The 15147-nt window shown below is 73.0% G+C and carries 15 protein-coding genes; 7 read left to right on the top strand and 8 right to left on the bottom strand.

Features of this window, described 5'->3' with window-relative positions; translation table 11 throughout:
• Positions 1-45 precede the first annotated feature (45 nt).
• Positions 46-1014 (top strand): Gfo/Idh/MocA family protein, encoded by a 969-nt coding sequence (locus tag D7223_RS29455; protein ID WP_120732420.1) that lies wholly within the window; start codon positions 46-48, stop codon positions 1012-1014.
• A gap of 110 nt (positions 1015-1124) precedes the next feature.
• On the opposite strand, the gene D7223_RS29450 is transcribed toward D7223_RS29455, so the two are convergent.
• The 3 genes from D7223_RS29450 to D7223_RS29440 form a co-directional block, all read right to left on the bottom strand.
• Entirely contained in the window at positions 1125-2129 is a 1005-nt protein-coding gene (locus tag D7223_RS29450; protein ID WP_120732418.1) for an inorganic phosphate transporter, read from the bottom strand.
• A gap of 4 nt (positions 2130-2133) precedes the next feature.
• Positions 2134-2760, bottom strand: a complete 627-nt coding sequence (locus D7223_RS29445; RefSeq protein ID WP_120732416.1) for a DUF47 domain-containing protein — start codon at positions 2758-2760, stop codon at positions 2134-2136.
• Between the two features lie 130 nt (positions 2761-2890).
• Positions 2891-3808: a PPK2 family polyphosphate kinase gene (locus tag D7223_RS29440; RefSeq protein WP_186832443.1), complete on the bottom strand. Its 918-nt coding sequence runs from the start codon at positions 3806-3808 to the stop codon at positions 2891-2893.
• A gap of 226 nt (positions 3809-4034) precedes the next feature.
• Between D7223_RS29440 and sigJ the strand changes: the two genes are divergently transcribed.
• A complete protein-coding gene (gene sigJ / locus D7223_RS29435) occupies positions 4035-4991 on the top strand; it encodes an RNA polymerase sigma factor SigJ (protein WP_120732412.1) in 957 nt (318 codons plus the stop codon).
• A gap of 23 nt (positions 4992-5014) precedes the next feature.
• Here the strand turns inward: sigJ and D7223_RS29430 are convergent, their stop codons facing one another.
• Positions 5015-5521, bottom strand: a complete 507-nt coding sequence (locus D7223_RS29430) for a DUF402 domain-containing protein (RefSeq protein ID WP_120732410.1) — start codon at positions 5519-5521, stop codon at positions 5015-5017.
• 137 nt (positions 5522-5658) lie between these two features.
• On the opposite strand from D7223_RS29430, the gene D7223_RS29425 reads away from it, so the two are divergent.
• A complete protein-coding gene (locus D7223_RS29425) occupies positions 5659-7821 on the top strand; it encodes an ATP-dependent DNA helicase (RefSeq protein WP_120732408.1) in 2163 nt (720 codons plus the stop codon).
• Positions 7822-7836: 15 nt separating this feature from the next.
• Here D7223_RS29425 and D7223_RS29420 read toward each other — a convergent pair whose 3' ends face one another.
• Positions 7837-9135 carry an AI-2E family transporter gene (locus tag D7223_RS29420; protein ID WP_186832442.1) on the bottom strand — a complete coding sequence of 433 codons (1299 nt, stop codon included), beginning with the start codon at positions 9133-9135 and terminating at the stop codon, positions 7837-7839.
• A gap of 158 nt (positions 9136-9293) precedes the next feature.
• On the opposite strand from D7223_RS29420, the gene D7223_RS29415 reads away from it, so the two are divergent.
• Together D7223_RS29415 and D7223_RS33125 are read left to right on the top strand one after the other, a co-directional pair.
• Complete coding sequence (locus D7223_RS29415) at positions 9294-9623, top strand: GroES family chaperonin (RefSeq protein ID WP_120732404.1); 330 nt, start codon at positions 9294-9296, stop codon at positions 9621-9623.
• 58 nt (positions 9624-9681) lie between these two features.
• Positions 9682-9849: a hypothetical protein gene (locus D7223_RS33125; protein WP_192902353.1), complete on the top strand. Its 168-nt coding sequence runs from the start codon at positions 9682-9684 to the stop codon at positions 9847-9849.
• Between the two features lie 40 nt (positions 9850-9889).
• Here the strand turns inward: D7223_RS33125 and D7223_RS29410 are convergent, their stop codons facing one another.
• A complete protein-coding gene (locus D7223_RS29410; protein ID WP_120732402.1) occupies positions 9890-11383 on the bottom strand; it encodes a PrsW family intramembrane metalloprotease in 1494 nt (497 codons plus the stop codon).
• A 17-nt stretch (positions 11384-11400) separates the two neighbouring features.
• Positions 11401-12600: an FUSC family protein gene (locus tag D7223_RS29405; protein ID WP_186832330.1), complete on the bottom strand. Its 1200-nt coding sequence runs from the start codon at positions 12598-12600 to the stop codon at positions 11401-11403.
• A gap of 127 nt (positions 12601-12727) precedes the next feature.
• Here D7223_RS29405 and D7223_RS29400 point away from each other — a divergent pair, with 127 nt between their 5' ends.
• Positions 12728-13363: an HD domain-containing protein gene (locus D7223_RS29400; RefSeq protein WP_120732398.1), complete on the top strand. Its 636-nt coding sequence runs from the start codon at positions 12728-12730 to the stop codon at positions 13361-13363.
• A 32-nt stretch (positions 13364-13395) separates the two neighbouring features.
• Here the strand turns inward: D7223_RS29400 and D7223_RS29395 are convergent, their stop codons facing one another.
• A complete protein-coding gene (locus D7223_RS29395; protein ID WP_120732395.1) occupies positions 13396-13668 on the bottom strand; it encodes a DUF4031 domain-containing protein in 273 nt (90 codons plus the stop codon).
• A gap of 67 nt (positions 13669-13735) precedes the next feature.
• Here D7223_RS29395 and D7223_RS29390 point away from each other — a divergent pair, with 67 nt between their 5' ends.
• Entirely contained in the window at positions 13736-15136 is a 1401-nt protein-coding gene (locus D7223_RS29390) for an FAD-binding oxidoreductase (protein ID WP_120732393.1), read from the top strand.
• Positions 15137-15147: the final 11 nt, after the last annotated feature.

Here is a 15147-nt window from a genome sequence, read left to right as displayed (position 1 = left end):
CACCCCGGAAGCGCTCCCACGCCGATCTTCGCTAGCGTTGCCGGCATGACTAGATGGGGCATCCTCGCCACCGGACACATCGCCGGGCAGTTCGCCGAAGACCTCCGGCTGGTGCCGGACGCGGAGCTGGTCGCGGTCGGCTCGCGTACGGCGGAGAGCGCGGAGCGCTTCGCGCAGCGGCACGGGGCGCGGCGTGCGTACGCCTCCTGGGCGGAACTGGCCGCGGACGCCGACCTGGACGTCGTGTACGTCGCCACCCCGCACGCCGCGCACCACGCGGCGGCCCTGACCTGCCTGCGCGCGGGACGGGCGGTGCTGCTGGAGAAGCCCTTCACGCTGGACTCGTCGACCAGCCGGGAGCTGGTCGACACCGCGCGGGACGCCGGGGTCTTCCTGATGGAGGCCATGTGGATGCGGACGAACCCGCTGATCCGGCGAATGTGCGAGCTGCTCGCCGACGGCGCGATCGGCGCGGTGACCGGCGTGCAGGCGGACTTCGGGGTGGCCGGGCCGTTCCCGCCGGAGCACCGGATGCGGGCCCGCACCCTGGGCGGCGGCGCGCTGCTGGACCTCGGTGTCTACCCGGTGAGCCTGGCGCACCTGCTGCTCGGCGTGCCGGACCAGGTACGCGCGTGGGCGAAGATCAGCCCGGAGCTGGTGGACGAGAACACCGGGATCGTCCTCGGGTACGACTCGGGTGCGGTGGCCACGCTGAGCTGCGGCATGGTGGGGGCGACCCCGCTGGTCGCCTCGATCACCGGCACCGGCGGGCGGATCGACCTGCCCACGCCGTTCTTCCGGCCCGGTTCGTTCACCCTGCACCGGGCCGGCGCGGACCCGGAGACCCACACCGCGGAGCTGGTCGGCAACGGCTACCAGTACGAGGCCGAGGAGGTCCAGCGCTGTCTCGCCGCGGGCCTGCGGGAGAGCCCGCTGGTGCCGCACGCGGCGACCCTGGAGGTGATGGCGCTGCTGGACGACATCCGCGCCCAGATCGGCGTCGACTACACGTGAGCCCGCGCCGCGCTCCGAGTGCGCCGTCCGCGCGCTCCGGGTGCGGCTTGGGTGTTAGGAAGGGCCCCTTGTACAACGCCAGGCGTTAACAAGGGGCCCTTCCTTACACCTCAGCTGAACAGGGGGCGGACCAGGAAGAACATGAGGGCGCCGATGGAGCCGGCGGCCGGGAAGGTCAGGACCCAGGCGCCGACGATGTTGCCGGCGACGCCCCACCGCACCGCGGAGAGCCGCTTGGTGGCGCCGACGCCCATGATCGCCGAGGTGATCGTGTGGGTGGTGGAGATCGGGGCACCGAGCACCAGGGCGTTGAAGTAGAGCACCGAGCTGGCCACGGTCTCGGCGGCGAAGCCCTCCGGCGGCCGAAGGTCGATGATCTTGCGGCCCAGGGTCCGGATGATCCGCCAGCCACCGGCATAGGTACCCGCCGCGAGAACGGCCGCGGAGGTCCAGAACGCCCACTCCGGGATGAACTCCGGGTCCTCCTGGTAGCCGCCGACATAGAGCGCGAGCACGACGATACCGATGGTCTTGGCGGCGTCCTGCATGCCGTGGCCGACCGACATCGCCGCCGCCGAGGCGGTCTGCGCCCAGCGGAAGCCCCGGTTCAGCTTGCCCGGGTGCCCCTTCCGGAAGATCCACTGCACGGCGATCATCACGATGTAACCGAGGACGAAGCCCACCATCGGCGAGAGGACCATCGGGATGATGACGTCCTCGCCGATGCCGGTCCAGAGCACCGTGCCGGAGGCGGCCAGCGTCGAGCCGACCAGCCCGCCGATCAGGGCGTGCGACGAGGACGACGGCAGGCCGAAGTACCAGGTGATCAGGTTCCAGACGATGGCGCCGATGACCCCGGCGAACACGATGCCGAGACTGGCCCGGCCGGTGGGGAGGGACACCAGCCCGCTGCCGACGGTCTTGGCCACCTCGGCACCGAAGTGCGCGCCGATGAAGTTGCCGACCGCCGCCATGGCGAGAGCCACCCGGGGTGTCAGCGCCCGGGTGGAGATGCTGGTCGCGATCGCGTTGGCGGCGTCGTGGAAGCCGTTGGTGTAGTCGAACGCCAGGGCCACCGCGATCACCGCCAGCACGGCGATGAGTTCCGGACTCACAGGATCAGGACTCCTTGACCGCGATGGTCTCGACGGTGTTGGCCACGTGCTCGAAGGCGTCGCAGGCGGCCTCCAACTCGTCGGCGACCTCCTTCATCTTCAACACGGTCAACGCGTCGTACTCGCCGGAGAAGAGACGGACCAGCAGCATCCGGTACGCCTGGTCGCCCTCGTTCTCCAGCCGGTTGCACTCGATCCAGTAGTCCTCGAGGTCCTTCATCGACTTCAGCCGGGGCATCGCCTCGGCGGTCAGCTTCGCCTGCAGGTCCAGCACGTTGACCAGCTCGTGCATCTCCCGGGGCAGCGACGGCAGCTTGGTGAGGCCGTACAGGTAGAGCAGGTTGCCGACCGCCTCCAGGTGGTCCATCACGTCGTCCAGCAGCGAGCCCAGCCGGTAGATGTCCTCCCGGTCGAACGGCGTCACGAAGGTGGAGTTGATCTTCTTGTACAGCTCGTGGGTGATCTGGTCGCTGTCGTGCTCCACCTCGGTCAACCGCTCGCTGACCGACTGCACCTCGACCCCGGGCAGCGCCAGCTCGTTGAGCAGCGCGGTGCCCTTCACCAGGTTGTGCGCGGCCCTGGTGAAGAGCTCGTAGAAGGCGCCCTCGTTCGGGCGGAAGGAAAACTTCACAGCACGGACCTCGTCGTGTCGGTGGAAGGGTGGCGGCTGCCCCGGAGAGGCGCCCGCCAGGGAATGCTAGAAAACGACGGATCCGGAAAATCGGCGGCCCACCTCTGGCCAACTGCGATCTACCCTGCGTTCACCTTCCGTTAACTTTCACCGGTCCCGCGGTTCCCAACAGTCGCTCCCGTTCCCGCCGTACGTCGAAGGTGGCGCCCGGATACCCCAGAGCGAGCGTGTCGAACGTCTCTCTCAGCAGGTGGGCCACCGCCCAGTCGCGGTACCACTTGCGGTCCGCCGGCACCAGGAACCACGGCGCGACGTCCGTGCCGCACCGGCCGAGAGCCTCGGCGTACGCGGCCTGGTAGTCGTCCCAGCGGGCGCGCGCGTCGACGTCACCCGGCTGGTACTTCCAGTGCTTGCGCGGGTCGTCCAGGCGCTCCAGCAGGCGCTTGCCCTGCTCGGCGTGCGAGATGTGCAGCATCACCTTGACCAGGGTCACCCCGTCGTCGACCAGTTCCTGCTCGAAGGCGTTGATCTCGTCGTACCGGGCCTGCCAGGTGGCCTCCGGCACCAGCGCGTCGACCCGGGCCACCAGCACGTCCTCGTAGTGCGAGCGGTTGAAGACCCCCACGTACCCGGCCGGGGGCAGCGACCGCCGGATCCGCCACAGGAAGTGGTGGGTCCGTTCCTTCGCCGTGGGCGGCCCGAACGAGCGGATGTGCAGGCCCAGCGGGTTCATGGCACCCGCCACCCGCTTGATCGTGCCGTCCTTGCCCCCGCTGTCCATCGCCTGGAGCACCAGGAGCACCCGCCGCCGGGCCGGGTCGCCGTCCGTCCGGCTCGCCCTCGTACCGGCGCCCGGCGCCTTCGCCCCGGCGAACAACATCTCCTGCTGCCGACCCAGGTCCGCGCCGAGCAACTCGACCTGGGCGCGGGCCCAGGCCTTCCGGTCCTCCCCGGTGACCGCCCGCTCGGGCAGCCCCGGCGTGGCGCGCGGGTGGACCGCCGCCAGGTCGACCGGTGCACCGACCGGTAGCCGCAGCAGGTCCCGCATCGTCCCGCCGACCGGCGCCACCACGCCGGTCCCCTCGCTCCCGTTCGGCCTGTCCGCCAGGTCCGTTCCGCCACCCACACTCATCCCGCGATCATCACCCACCCCCGCCAGTACCGCCCGCCGACCGCGTCCCGTCCCCCTGCCCCGCCGGCGCGGGTCACATTCTCCGGTGGCGGCTCGTCCTGGGGATGGGCAGGATCATGGGTGGACGGGGGAGGGTGAACGGGTGGGTGATCTGGTCGCGGAGTTCGAGGCGGAGCGGCAGCGGTTGACCGCGGTCGCATACCGGATGCTGGGCAGCCGCAGCGAGGCCGAGGACGCCGTCCAGGAGACCTGGCTGCGGTACGCGAGCGCGCTCGCCGACCCGGCCACCCGCGCCGGGATCCGCCAGCTCCCGGCGTGGCTCACCACGACCTGCTCCCGGATCTGCCTGGACGTGCTCCGCTCCGCGCGGGTACGCCGGGAGGCGTACCCGGGTCAGTGGCTGCCGGAGCCGTTCGTCACGCCGCTGGACCCGGCGGACGGCTTCGCGCCCGACCCGGCCGAGCGGGCGGTCCGGGCCGACCAGGTCGGCACCGCCCTGCTGGTGGTGCTGGAGCGGTTGAGTCCGGAGCAGCGGGTCGCGTTCGTCCTGCACGACGTGTTCGCGGTGCCCTTCGGCCGGATCGCCGAGGTGCTGGGCACCACCGACGTCGCCGCCCGGCAGCTCGCCTCCCGGGCCCGCCGCGCCGTCGACGCGCCGCAGGCGCCCCGGCACACCGCCGGCCCGGCCGAGCAGCGCCGGGTGGTCCAGGCGTTCGTGGCCGCCACCCAGTCGGGTGAGCTGGACGACCTGCTGAAGCTGCTCGCCCCGGACGTGGTGCTGGTGGGCGACGGCGGCGGGCACTTCCCGGCCGGCCGACACCCGATCGTGGGCGCGGACAAGGTCGGCCGCTTCACGCTGGGCCTGTTCGGGCAGGCGGGTCGCTACGGTCCCGGGCTGCGCGGCCGGCCGGTGCTGGTCGACGGGGTGCTGGGGCTGCTGCTGGAGACGGAGTTCCGCGACGGCCGACCGCTGCGGCTGGTCAGCGCCCTGGCGGTGCACGACGGCCGGGTGACCGGGATCTTCAATCAGCTCAACCCGGACAAGGTGCGCGACGTGCCGCCGCTCGGGCCGTCGGACACCTGGCCGCCGCGCTGGTGACGGGCCGCGCCGCCCCCGCCGGCTCAGCCCACCAGGGCCAGCCATTTCCGGTACGACGTGGCGAACGGCTCGGTGCCGTCACCGAGGGCACCGAGGAGCCACCGGGCGGCGGCCTCGGCCTCGACGACCACGTCGTCGGGGTAACCGAAGCGCACCCGGTGTTCGGCGAACTCGTCCTCGTCGCGCAGTTCCACCAGGCCGGTGGCCCGGCGCCGGACGACGTCCAGGTCGAGGTCGACGAGGTGGACCGTCTCGTCGTCCGTCCAGCAGGCCGGGGTGGCGATGTCGCAGTAGACCTCGCTGGTGCGCGGTGGCGGGTTGAACATGCCGGTCCACCACGCATGATGCGGCACCAGCAGGACGAACGGGATCTGCTCGACCGAGGGCCGGCCGTGGTAGACCGAGCGGGTGCCGGCGTTGACGCCGAGCCAGACACCGAGGTCGTCCTCGGCCAGCCGGCGGGCCGGGTAGTCGCGATGGGCGCCGCCGTCGTACTTGCGGTAGACCACGCGGACCACGTCGCTCGGCATGATTCGCACCCTAACCGATCCGGCCCGGCACGCGCCGCAGAGAGATGACCGGGCGCGGCCGTACGGTTGCCGGACCGTGACGGTGTCGCGGGCCGTGCCGGGCGAGCCGTGTCGGCGCCGACGGGTACCGTCGCACGGTGACTCCGCCCCGCACCGCCGCCGGTCCCGCCAGCTCCTCGCCGCGCACCGGGCGACGGCGCGGCAACCGGCCCGGCGGCCCGGAGCTGCTCGCCGCCGCGGTCGGCGCGGTGCCCGGCGGCGCGGCCCGCCCGGGCCAGCAGGAGATGGCCACCGCGATCGAGGAGTGCGTCGCCGCCCGCGAGCACCTGCTCGTGCAGGCCGGCACCGGCACCGGCAAGTCGCTGGCCTATCTGGCGCCGGCGCTCACCGTGGACGGCCCGGTGGTGGTGTCCACGGCCACCCTGGCGTTGCAGTCCCAGCTGGTCGAGCACGATCTGCCCCGGTTGGCCGACGCGGTGGAGCCGCTGCTCGGTCGCCGGCCCACGTTCGCGGTGCTCAAGGGCCGGCACCACTACCTGTGCCTGGCCCGCCTGGACAACTCGACCGAGGACGAGCCGGAGGACACCCTCTTCGACGCTCCCGGGTCCCGTCCGGCCGGGGGCACGAAGTGGCTGGGTGAGGCGGGTCGGCTGGGCAAACAGATCCAGCGGCTGCGCGACTGGGCCGAGAAGACCGACACCGGTGACCGCGACGAGCTCGACCCGGGCGTGGACGACCAGTCGTGGCGGCTGGTGTCGATGCCGGCCCGGGAGTGCGTGGGGGCGGCCCGCTGCCCGTTCGGGGCGGAGTGCTTCGCCGAGGCGTCGCGGGTCCGCGCCCGGGAGGCGGACATCGTGGTGACCAACCACAGCCTGCTGGCCGTGGACATGCTCGCCGGCCGCCAGATCGTGCCGCCGCACAAGCTGCTCGTCGTCGACGAGGCGCACGAACTGGCCGACCGGGTGTCGTCGGCCGCGCAGGCGGAGCTGGTGCCGGAGCTGATCGACCGGTCCACCAAGCGGGCCCGGCCGCTGCTGCGCCCGGAGACCGCCGACGCGCTCACCGCGGCCGGTGACGCGCTCGCGGTCGGGCTGGCCGAGGCGCCGGCGGGCCGGATCACCTCCGGGTTGCCGGGTCCACTACGGGAGGCGTGCACGCTGCTGGACGCGGCCACCCGGGCGGCCCTGGACGCGATCGGCGACGTCAAGGCCGACGATCCCGACCCGGTCCGCAAGCAACAGGCCAAGGCCGCCCTGGACGACCTCTCCGGCACCGCCCAGCGACTGCTGGAGGAGGCCGACCACGACGTGGCGTGGGTGGAGAAGAACGACACCACCGGCCGGCGCGCGCTGGTCGTCGCGCCGCTGTCTGTCGCCGGCACCCTCGCCACCCACCTCTACGAGGAACGCACCGTGGTCGCCACCTCGGCGACGCTGACGCTGGGCGGTCGGTTCGACACGGTGGCCCGGGCACTCGGCCTGGAGGCGCCGACGGCCACCCCGCCGTCCCCGGCCGCCGCCGCTCTCGCCGCGTCCACCGCACCGGAGCGTCCCGCCGCCGGCGCCCGAGGCCGGCGCGCCGGGGGCGACACCCCGATCGGGACGCCGGGCGTGCCCGCGACCTCCGGGCCGGGCTGGCGCTCCCTCGACGTGGGCTCCCCGTTCGACTACGCGCGGCAGGGCATCCTCTACGTCGCCGCGCACCTGCCCCGGCCCAGCGTCTCCGGGTTGCCGGACGCGGCGGGCGAGGAGTTGCTGGCGCTGGTCGGCGCGCTCGGTGGGCGTACGCTCGGGCTGTTCTCCTCCCGGCGGGCCGCGCAGCAGGCCGCGGAGCTGGTCCGGGCGCGGACCGACCTGCCCGTGCTGTTGCAGGGCGAGGAGGCGTTGCCGTTGCTGGTCCGGCGGTTCCGCGAGGACCGGGCGAGTTGCCTGTTCGGGGTGATGTCGCTGTGGCAGGGCGTGGACGTGCCCGGCGACGCGTGCCAACTGGTGGTCATCGATCGGCTGCCGTTCCCCCGGCCGGACGAGCCGCTGGCCGCCGCCCGCGCCGCGGCGGTGGACGCCGGCGGTGGTTCGGGGTTCGCCGCGGTCAGCGTGCCGATCGCCGCCGTCCGGCTGGCCCAGGGCGTGGGCCGGCTGATCCGGGCGACCGGCGACCGGGGCGTGGTGGCGGTGCTCGACTCGCGGTTGGAGACGGCGCGCGGCTACGGGCCCTTCCTGCGCCGCTCACTGCCCCCGTTCTGGTACACGACCCGACCCGACGTCGCCCGCGGCGCCCTGGAACGCCTCGCCACGTCCTGAGCGCCGCGCGCCTTCTCAGGGCGCCTTGGCGGCGACCACGACCGCGTCCGGCGGGGTGTCCGGTACGGTCCGCGCGGCCAGCCGGCGGACGGCGGTGTTCAACACCGCGATCAGCGGTACGGCGACCAGCGCGCCGGTGATGCCGGCCAGCACCACGCCGGCCGCGATGCCGATGATCACCGCGAGCGGGTGGATGGCCACCGCCCGGCCCATGATCAGCGGCTGGAGCACATGGCCCTCGATCTGCTGCACGCCGATCACCGCACCGAGGATGATCAACGCGATACCGGGACCGCTGTCCACCAGCGCGACCAGCACCGCGACACCGCCGGACAGGGTCGCGCCGATGATCGGGATGAAGGAGCTGAGGAAGACCAGGGCGGCGAGCGGGAAGGCGAACGGGATGTCGAAGACGATCAGGAAGATGCCGATGCCGACGGCGTCGATGAAGGCCACCAGCACGGTCGCCCGGACGTAGGCGCCGAGGGTGGCCCAGGAGGCCCGACCGGCGTCGTCGACCTTCCACCGGGCGGCGACCGGCAGCAGCCGGACCACGAACCGCCAGATCTTGTTGCCGTCACGCAGGAAGAAGAACGTCGCGAAGAGCACCAGGATCGCTCCGGTCAACACCTCGGCCAGCGTCGCCGCGGTGGAGAGCGCCCCGCTGGTGAACCGCTCGGTGTTGTTGTTGACCCAGGCCTCCGCCTCCTCGATGTAACGGTCGAGTTGGCTGTCGTTGAGGTGCAGCGGGCCGGTCTTGAGCCAGTTCTGGATCTGCCGGACGCCCTCGGACGACTTCTCGCTCAACTCCGGCACGCCCTGGATGAACTCGTTCACCACCAGGGTCAACGTGGCGATGACCCCGGCCAGCCCACCGACCAGCACCACCGCCGTCGCCAGCGACCGGGGCAGCCGGGCCCGGAGCAGCCAGCCCACCGCCGGCGCGAGCAGCGCCGAGAGCAGCAGCGCGATCGCCAACGGGATGACCACGATGCTGATCGTCCCGACGACCTTCAGCAGCGCCCAGGCGACCACACCGATCACGATCAACCGCCACGACCAGGCGGCGGAGATGCGCAGGGCGTGCGGTACGTCCGCGTCGTCCCTGCTGGAGGTGGAGTTGTGCACCTCGCCGGCCGGTTCCGCGCCGATCACGGTCGCCGAGGGCGGCGCGACCGGACCGGGGGACACCGGCGACGCCACGGCGGGTGTCTCCGACGTCTCGGCCTGGTCGGCACGGCCGGCACGGACCGACTCGCGGCCGGACTCGTAGGCACGGCGGAGCCGTCCGCGTACCCGCTCGAAGCGGCTCAAGCGCACCTCCTGGCAGAAGAACTCCGACCGCCCACGGGTCAGTCGGACACGATAGTCCGACCTCGCCACCGTAGGGGAGTTCCGCCACACATTGCCCCGGCCGGCCACCGCCCAACCACCGGAGACCGGATCCGGACCGGCACGGTACCGTCTGCGACGTGACCGCCGACGAGAAAAGCCTGCCCATCCGGCTGCTGCACGACCGGGTGCTGGTGCAGATGGAGGGCAGCGAGGGTGAGCGGCGCTCCTCCGCCGGCATCGTGATCCCGGCGACCGCCGCCGTGGGCAAGCGCCTCGCCTGGGCGACCGCGGTCGGAGTCGGCCCGAACGTCCGTTCCATCGTCTCCGGCGACCGGGTGCTCTTCGACCCGGACGACCGCTCCGAGGTCGAGTTGCACGGTCGGGGCTACGTGCTGCTGCGCGAGCGTGACGTGCACGCGGTGGCCGCCGAACGCATCGAGAACGACTCCACCGGCCTCTACCTCTAGCTCGTTTGCACCGCTCCCCGCCGGGAAGCCAACCGCACCACCGGCCTGGGGAGGGACGATGCCGGTATTCGTGAAGAAGCTGCTGATCTGGGGAAGCGTCGCGTTCCTGATCTACTTCATGGCCTTCCGGCCGGAGGGTGCCGCCGAGATGTTCAAGGCGATCGGGGCGGCCCTGATGGCGATGGCACAGGGGCTCGGCGACTTTCTCACCAGCCTGATGACCTGAGTACCGGCCGGGGTGCGGGACCGCGCTCGGCCGGTGCGGGTCAGGAGCGGCCGGGCGGCCAGGGCGCGGACGGAGGGGGGCCGTACCAGCCGGGGGGGCCGTAGCCGGCCGGGAAGGCCGGTGGGGGCGGCGGGGCGAGCACCACCGGGATCGGCACCACCGGCTCGTCCGGTGCCTCGACGCTGCGCTGCGAGCCGTCCGGGAAGCGCAGGTGGTAGCGCTGCCCGTCCCACGTTCCGGTCGGGGCCTGCGGGTCCCGGCCGACGAAGTAGGCCCGGTAGCCGCTGATCGCCTCGAGCAGCTCGCGCTCCTCGGTGGCGGCCCGCTCCCGGTCGGCGGGCCGGTTGTCCAGGCCGCGCCGCATCCCGTCACGCAGCAGCGCCAGCCGGGTCGCCGCGAACTGGTATCCCCGCATCGCCTTCAGCCCGGCGTCGCCGCCGACCCGCTTCGCCCACGCCCGCGCCGCGTGCCGTCGGCCGAGGCTGCTCAGCGCGGCCACCTCGGGCGGGGTGAGCCAACCGGCCCGTACGTAGTCGGGCAGGATCCGCTCGGTGAGCCGGCCCTCCCACGCGCGCAGCCAGACGGCCAGCCCCACCATCCCGAAGAAGATCGGCACCATCACGCCGATGAAGCCGTACAGCAGGATCAACGTCTCGCCGGTGGCCTGGGTCAGCGTCGGCAGCAGGTTCCACGTGCCGTGCAGCATCATCGCCAGCAGCAGGCCGGCCACCGGGGCGAGCACCCGCACCCGGCGGTCGGCGGTACGCGCGGCGATGCCCAGCCCGACGCCGGTCATCGAGGTGAAGAGCGGGTGGGCGAACCCGAAGAGCAGGATCCGCACGATGAAGATCGCGATCACCTGTTGGGTCCCGGTCGCCGGGCCGTACCGCTCGACGCCGGTGGCGTAGCCGTAGCCGCCCAGGTAGAGGATGTTCTCCACCATGGCGAAGCCGATCGCCGAGAGGCCGCAGTAGACCAGCGCGTCGGTGATGCCGGAGATCTCCCGGCGCCGGAAGATCAGCAGCAGGATCGGCCCGAGCGCCTTGGTCAGCTCCTCGATGAACGGTGCGACCAGCACCGCGGTCAGCGCGGCGGGCAGCCCCCAGCCCTCGAACAGCTTGGCGGCGTTGTTGTTGACGGTCAACGACGCGGCGGTGGAGACGAACGCGCCCCAGGCGAAGCAGAAGATCAGGTACTTGAGCGGCTCCGGTTCGTACCGGTCGAGCCAGAGGAAGCAGGCCACCAGTACCGGAACCGGGAGGATCGCCGCGACCAGGCCGATCAGCAACGCCTCGGCGCCCAGGCTCTCGCCCAGTTGGAAGACCATGAACACGGCACAGGCCGCGATCAGCAGCACCACCCCGGCCAGCACCAGAAAGCGCCGCCAGCCCAGCCGCCGGCCCGGCATCCGCGCGGCCGGTCCGACCGGTGGCGGGGCAGCGGAGGTGGTCGGCGACGGCGGCTGCGGCGCGCCGGGCGGGGTGTCGGCCATGCGGTCAGCGTAGTCATGCCCGGCCGCCCCGGCCCGCCGCATCGGAGCCAGCGGGCTACTCAGCCGACGGGCGGGGCGGTGGGGGGTTTCGGGGCGGTCTCCGGCTCGGCCTGCCCGGAGGTCTGGTCCCGCTCCCCGAAGGACTGCCGGATCAACCGGTTCGCCTCCTCCTGCTCGATCCCGGAGGCGACCAGCAGGTCGCTTGCCGTGGTACGCACCTGGGCGATCACCACGCTGCCGGAGAAGCCCACCCCCTCGGCGTACGCCCGGCCGGCCTCGCTGACCGCGCGCAGTGACCGTTCCCGCGCCTTCTCCGGCTCCTCGCCGACGGCGAACTCGTGCTTGATCAGGCGTACCGACTCGGCGAGGTGGGCGATGGCGTCGGGCATCGGCTCCGGGATCGGCTCCTCGTCCTCGATCAGCGTCACCGACCGGCGGATCAGCGTGCCGCTGTTGCGCATCGCCCGGTCGATCGGCTCGGCCGCCTCGGCGTAGTGGGTGAGTTCGTCGCGTCGGTGCCACCGGGCCGGGGACAGCATCGCGGTCTCCTTCGCCCCCTCGATCGCCTCGGTGAAGGTGTTCAGCTCGTCCTTGTTGTCGCGCAGCCGGTCCAGTGCCTCCTGCACCCTGGCCCGGTCCCGCTCGCGCAGACCGTCGGCGGTGACGTCGAGCTGGGCGGCGAGCAGGTCCAGCGCCGGGCGCGCGGCGCGGTTGAGCACGCGAAGCGGGTTCAGCGGCAGCAGCACCGCGGTGACCAGCAGGGCGATGCCGCCACCGACGAACGCGTCGATGAACCGGGGTATCTCCAGGTTCTCCGTGGACGGGCTGAGCGTGACGATCAGCACCGCGGTCGCCGCGGCCTGGATGACGATGGCCACGCTGGCGCCGGCGAAGACGGTCAGGATGATCGCCGTGAACACCACCAGGCCGAGCTGCCACGGACCGGTGCCGAGCAGGAAGATCAGGAAGTCGCCCAGCGCCACGCCGATCGCGACGCCGACGATCAGCTCGACGGTGCGCCGGGTCCGCTGGCCGACCGAGACGGCGAGCGTGCCGACAGCCGAGATCGGCGCGAACACCGGTTGCGGGTTGCCGAGAAGTTCGTGCGCGGCCAGCCAGGCCAGGCCGGCGGCGAGGCCGGCCTGCACCGCGAGCCCCATCGAGAGCCGCACCCGGTGCAGCCGGTCGTGCAGGGTCGCCCGGCCCTGGTGCCGGAGCTGCTCCACCGACCTGCTGATCCGGGCGCTGTCGATGTCCATCGGGCCGCCGCGCTTCATGACCCGTCGGAGCAGTGCGGGTCGTCGGTCCCGAGCCACGGCCATGGGCGGGACTACCCGTGCCGGGCGCGGGTAGTCCCGCCGCCGCTCGTGCGGCAGACTCGGCGACGTGGCGGACCTGACCGAGCGCTGGCGGACCGCGGCCCGGGGCGCCGGGGCGACCGAACCGGCCGAGGTCGTCGCGGCCGGTGCCGAGTTGCTCGCCCGCTGGGGCGAGCCGCACCGGCGGTACCACACCACCGGGCACCTGACCGCCGTGCTGGACGTCGTCGACGCGTACGCGCCGCTGGCCCGCCGCGCGGACCTGGTCCGGCTCGCGGCCTGGTGCCACGACGCGGTCTACGACCCGCGTGCCCCCGGCGACGCCAACGAGCGGGACAGCGCCGACCTGGCCGGCACGCTGCTGACCCGCTGCGGCCTGCCGACCGACGTCGTGGCCGAGGTGCGCCGGCTGGTGCTGCTCACCGCCGGGCACGCCGTCGAGGAGACCGACGTCGACGGCGCGCTGCTCTGCGACGCCGACCTCGCCGTGCTGGCCGCGCCTCCACCGGCGTACGACCGTTACGCCGCCGCGATCCGCCGCGAGTACGCCCACGTACCGGAGGCGGCCTTCCGCGCCGGCCGCGCCGACGTGCTCCGGAGGCTCCTCGCCCTCCCCGCCCTCTACCGCCTCCCACAGCCGTCCCGGACCTGGGAAACCGCCGCTCGCGCCAACCTCAGCCGTGAGCTGGCCACCCTGACCTGATCCTTCCGGTCTCCTGCCGGCCGGCGGGAGACTCAGCGGGGAGGGCGGGTGAGGTGTTTGGGGCGGCGTAGCCCGGCGCGGTGCAGGTGAGCCACCAGGTCGCGACTCGACACGACCTGCGCGCCGAGCTGGACCGCCGCGGCGAAGTGCTCGGCGGGAATGTCGTAGTGATCCCGGTCGAAGGCCCGGCGGGACACCCCCAGCGCCTCGGCGAAGGCGTGCAGCTCGGCGTGGGAGACGTCGCTGATCAGGTGCGACCACAGCCGCCCCCGCCAGGGCCAGGCCGGCCGGTCGACATAGAGCATGTCGGCCAATCTAGCCCGCCTGGCGCTCGGTTGATGATCACGCGGTGACGACCGTAGCCTTCCCGGCATGGCTGTCACCACCCTGCTCGACGACCTGCGCGCCGCGCTCGGCGACGACGCCGTGCTGACCGACCCGGACCTGCTGCGGATGCACGAACGCGACGAGGCCGACCTCTGCGCCTCCGGAACGCCGCTGGTGGTCACCCGCCCCCGGGACACCGGGCAGGTCGCGGCGGTGGTGCGGGCGGCGGCACGGCACGGCGTACCGGTGGTGCCGCAGGGCGCGCGGACCGGACTGGCCGGCGCGGCGAACGCGGTCGACGGCGCGGTGGTGCTCAGCACGGTCGCGATGGACACGATCCTGGAGATCGACCCGGTCAGCCGGATCGCGGTGGTGCAGCCGGGGGTGGTCAACGCGACGCTCGCCGCCGCCGTGGCGAAGCAGGGCCTGTGGTACCCGCCGGACCCCGGCTCGTGGGAGTCGTCCACGATCGGCGGCAACGTGTCCACCAACGCGGGCGGCATGTGCTGCGTGAAGTACGGGGTCACCACCGAGTACGTGCTCGGCCTGGAGGTGGTGCTCGCCACCGGTGAGGTGCTGCGCACCGGGCGACGCACCGCCAAGGGGGTCGCCGGCTACGACCTGACCCGCCTGTTCGTCGGCGCGGAGGGGACCCTCGGCGTGATCACCGAGGTGACCGTGGCGCTGCGGCCGGCTCCGCAGGAGTCGCTGACCATGGTGGCGGTCTTCCCGTCCACCGCCGCCGCGGGCGTCGCGGTCGCCGGGATCGCCGCCCAGGGCCTCTCCCCCAGCCTGCTGGAACTGCTCGACCAGACGCACCTGCGGGCGATCGAGGCGTACCGGCCGATGGGTCTGCGCACCGATGCGCAGGCGTTGCTGCTGGCCTCGGTCGACACCGGCAGCCGGGCGGCGGACGACCTGGCCGGGCTGGCCCGGGTGTGCGAGGAGGCCGGTGCCGACGAGGTCTACACGGCCACCGACGCGGTCGAGGCCGCGGCGCTGTTGCAGGCCCGGCGGCTCGCCCACCCGGCGATGGAGAAGTACGCCCACGACACGTACCCGACCGGCAGCGGCGGGCTGATCATCGACGACGTGGCGGTCCCCCGGGGCTCGCTGGCCGCCCTCCTCGACGGGGTGGCCCGCATCGCGGCCGAGTGCGCGGTGCCGATCGGCGTCGTCGGGCACGCCGGGGACGGCAACATGCACCCGAACATCGTGGTGGACCGGACCGACCCGGCGAGCCTGGAGCGCGGCCGGCGTGCGTTCGACGAGATCATGAAACTGGGCCTGGACCTGGGCGGTACCTGCACCGGTGAACACGGTGTCGGCCTGCTCAAGCGGGACTGGCTGGCGCGGGAGATCGGCCCGGTCGGCGTCCGCGTGCATCAGGCCGTCAAGGCGGCACTCGACCCGGACGGCCTGCTCAACCCGGGGAAGGTGCTCTGAGCCGGGGCCCG

It is taken from the genome of Micromonospora endolithica, from assembly GCF_003626595.1.
In the GTDB taxonomy this organism is placed as follows: Bacteria; Actinomycetota; Actinomycetes; order Mycobacteriales; family Micromonosporaceae; genus Micromonospora; species Micromonospora endolithica.
This window is presented reverse-complemented; position numbering and strand designations above follow the sequence as displayed.

Excerpts from the sequence above, each read along its gene's own strand:
- D7223_RS29405 (WP_186832330.1), bottom strand. The coding sequence starts at position 12,600 with ATGGACATCGACAGCGCCCGGATCAGCAGGTCGGTGGAGCAGCTCCGG.
- D7223_RS29410 (WP_120732402.1), bottom strand. The coding sequence starts at position 11,383 with ATGCGGCGGGCCGGGGCGGCCGGGCATGACTACGCTGACCGCATGGCC.
- D7223_RS29390 (WP_120732393.1), top strand. The coding sequence starts at position 13,736 with ATGGCTGTCACCACCCTGCTCGACGACCTGCGCGCCGCGCTCGGCGAC.
- D7223_RS29440 (WP_186832443.1), bottom strand. The coding sequence starts at position 3,808 with ATGCGGGACCTGCTGCGGCTACCGGTCGGTGCACCGGTCGACCTGGCG.
- D7223_RS29455 (WP_120732420.1), top strand. The coding sequence starts at position 46 with ATGACTAGATGGGGCATCCTCGCCACCGGACACATCGCCGGGCAGTTC.
- D7223_RS29430 (WP_120732410.1), bottom strand. The coding sequence starts at position 5,521 with ATGCCGAGCGACGTGGTCCGCGTGGTCTACCGCAAGTACGACGGCGGC.
- D7223_RS33125 (WP_192902353.1), top strand. The coding sequence starts at position 9,682 with ATGCCGGTATTCGTGAAGAAGCTGCTGATCTGGGGAAGCGTCGCGTTC.
- D7223_RS29395 (WP_120732395.1), bottom strand. The coding sequence starts at position 13,668 with ATGCTCTATGTCGACCGGCCGGCCTGGCCCTGGCGGGGGCGGCTGTGG.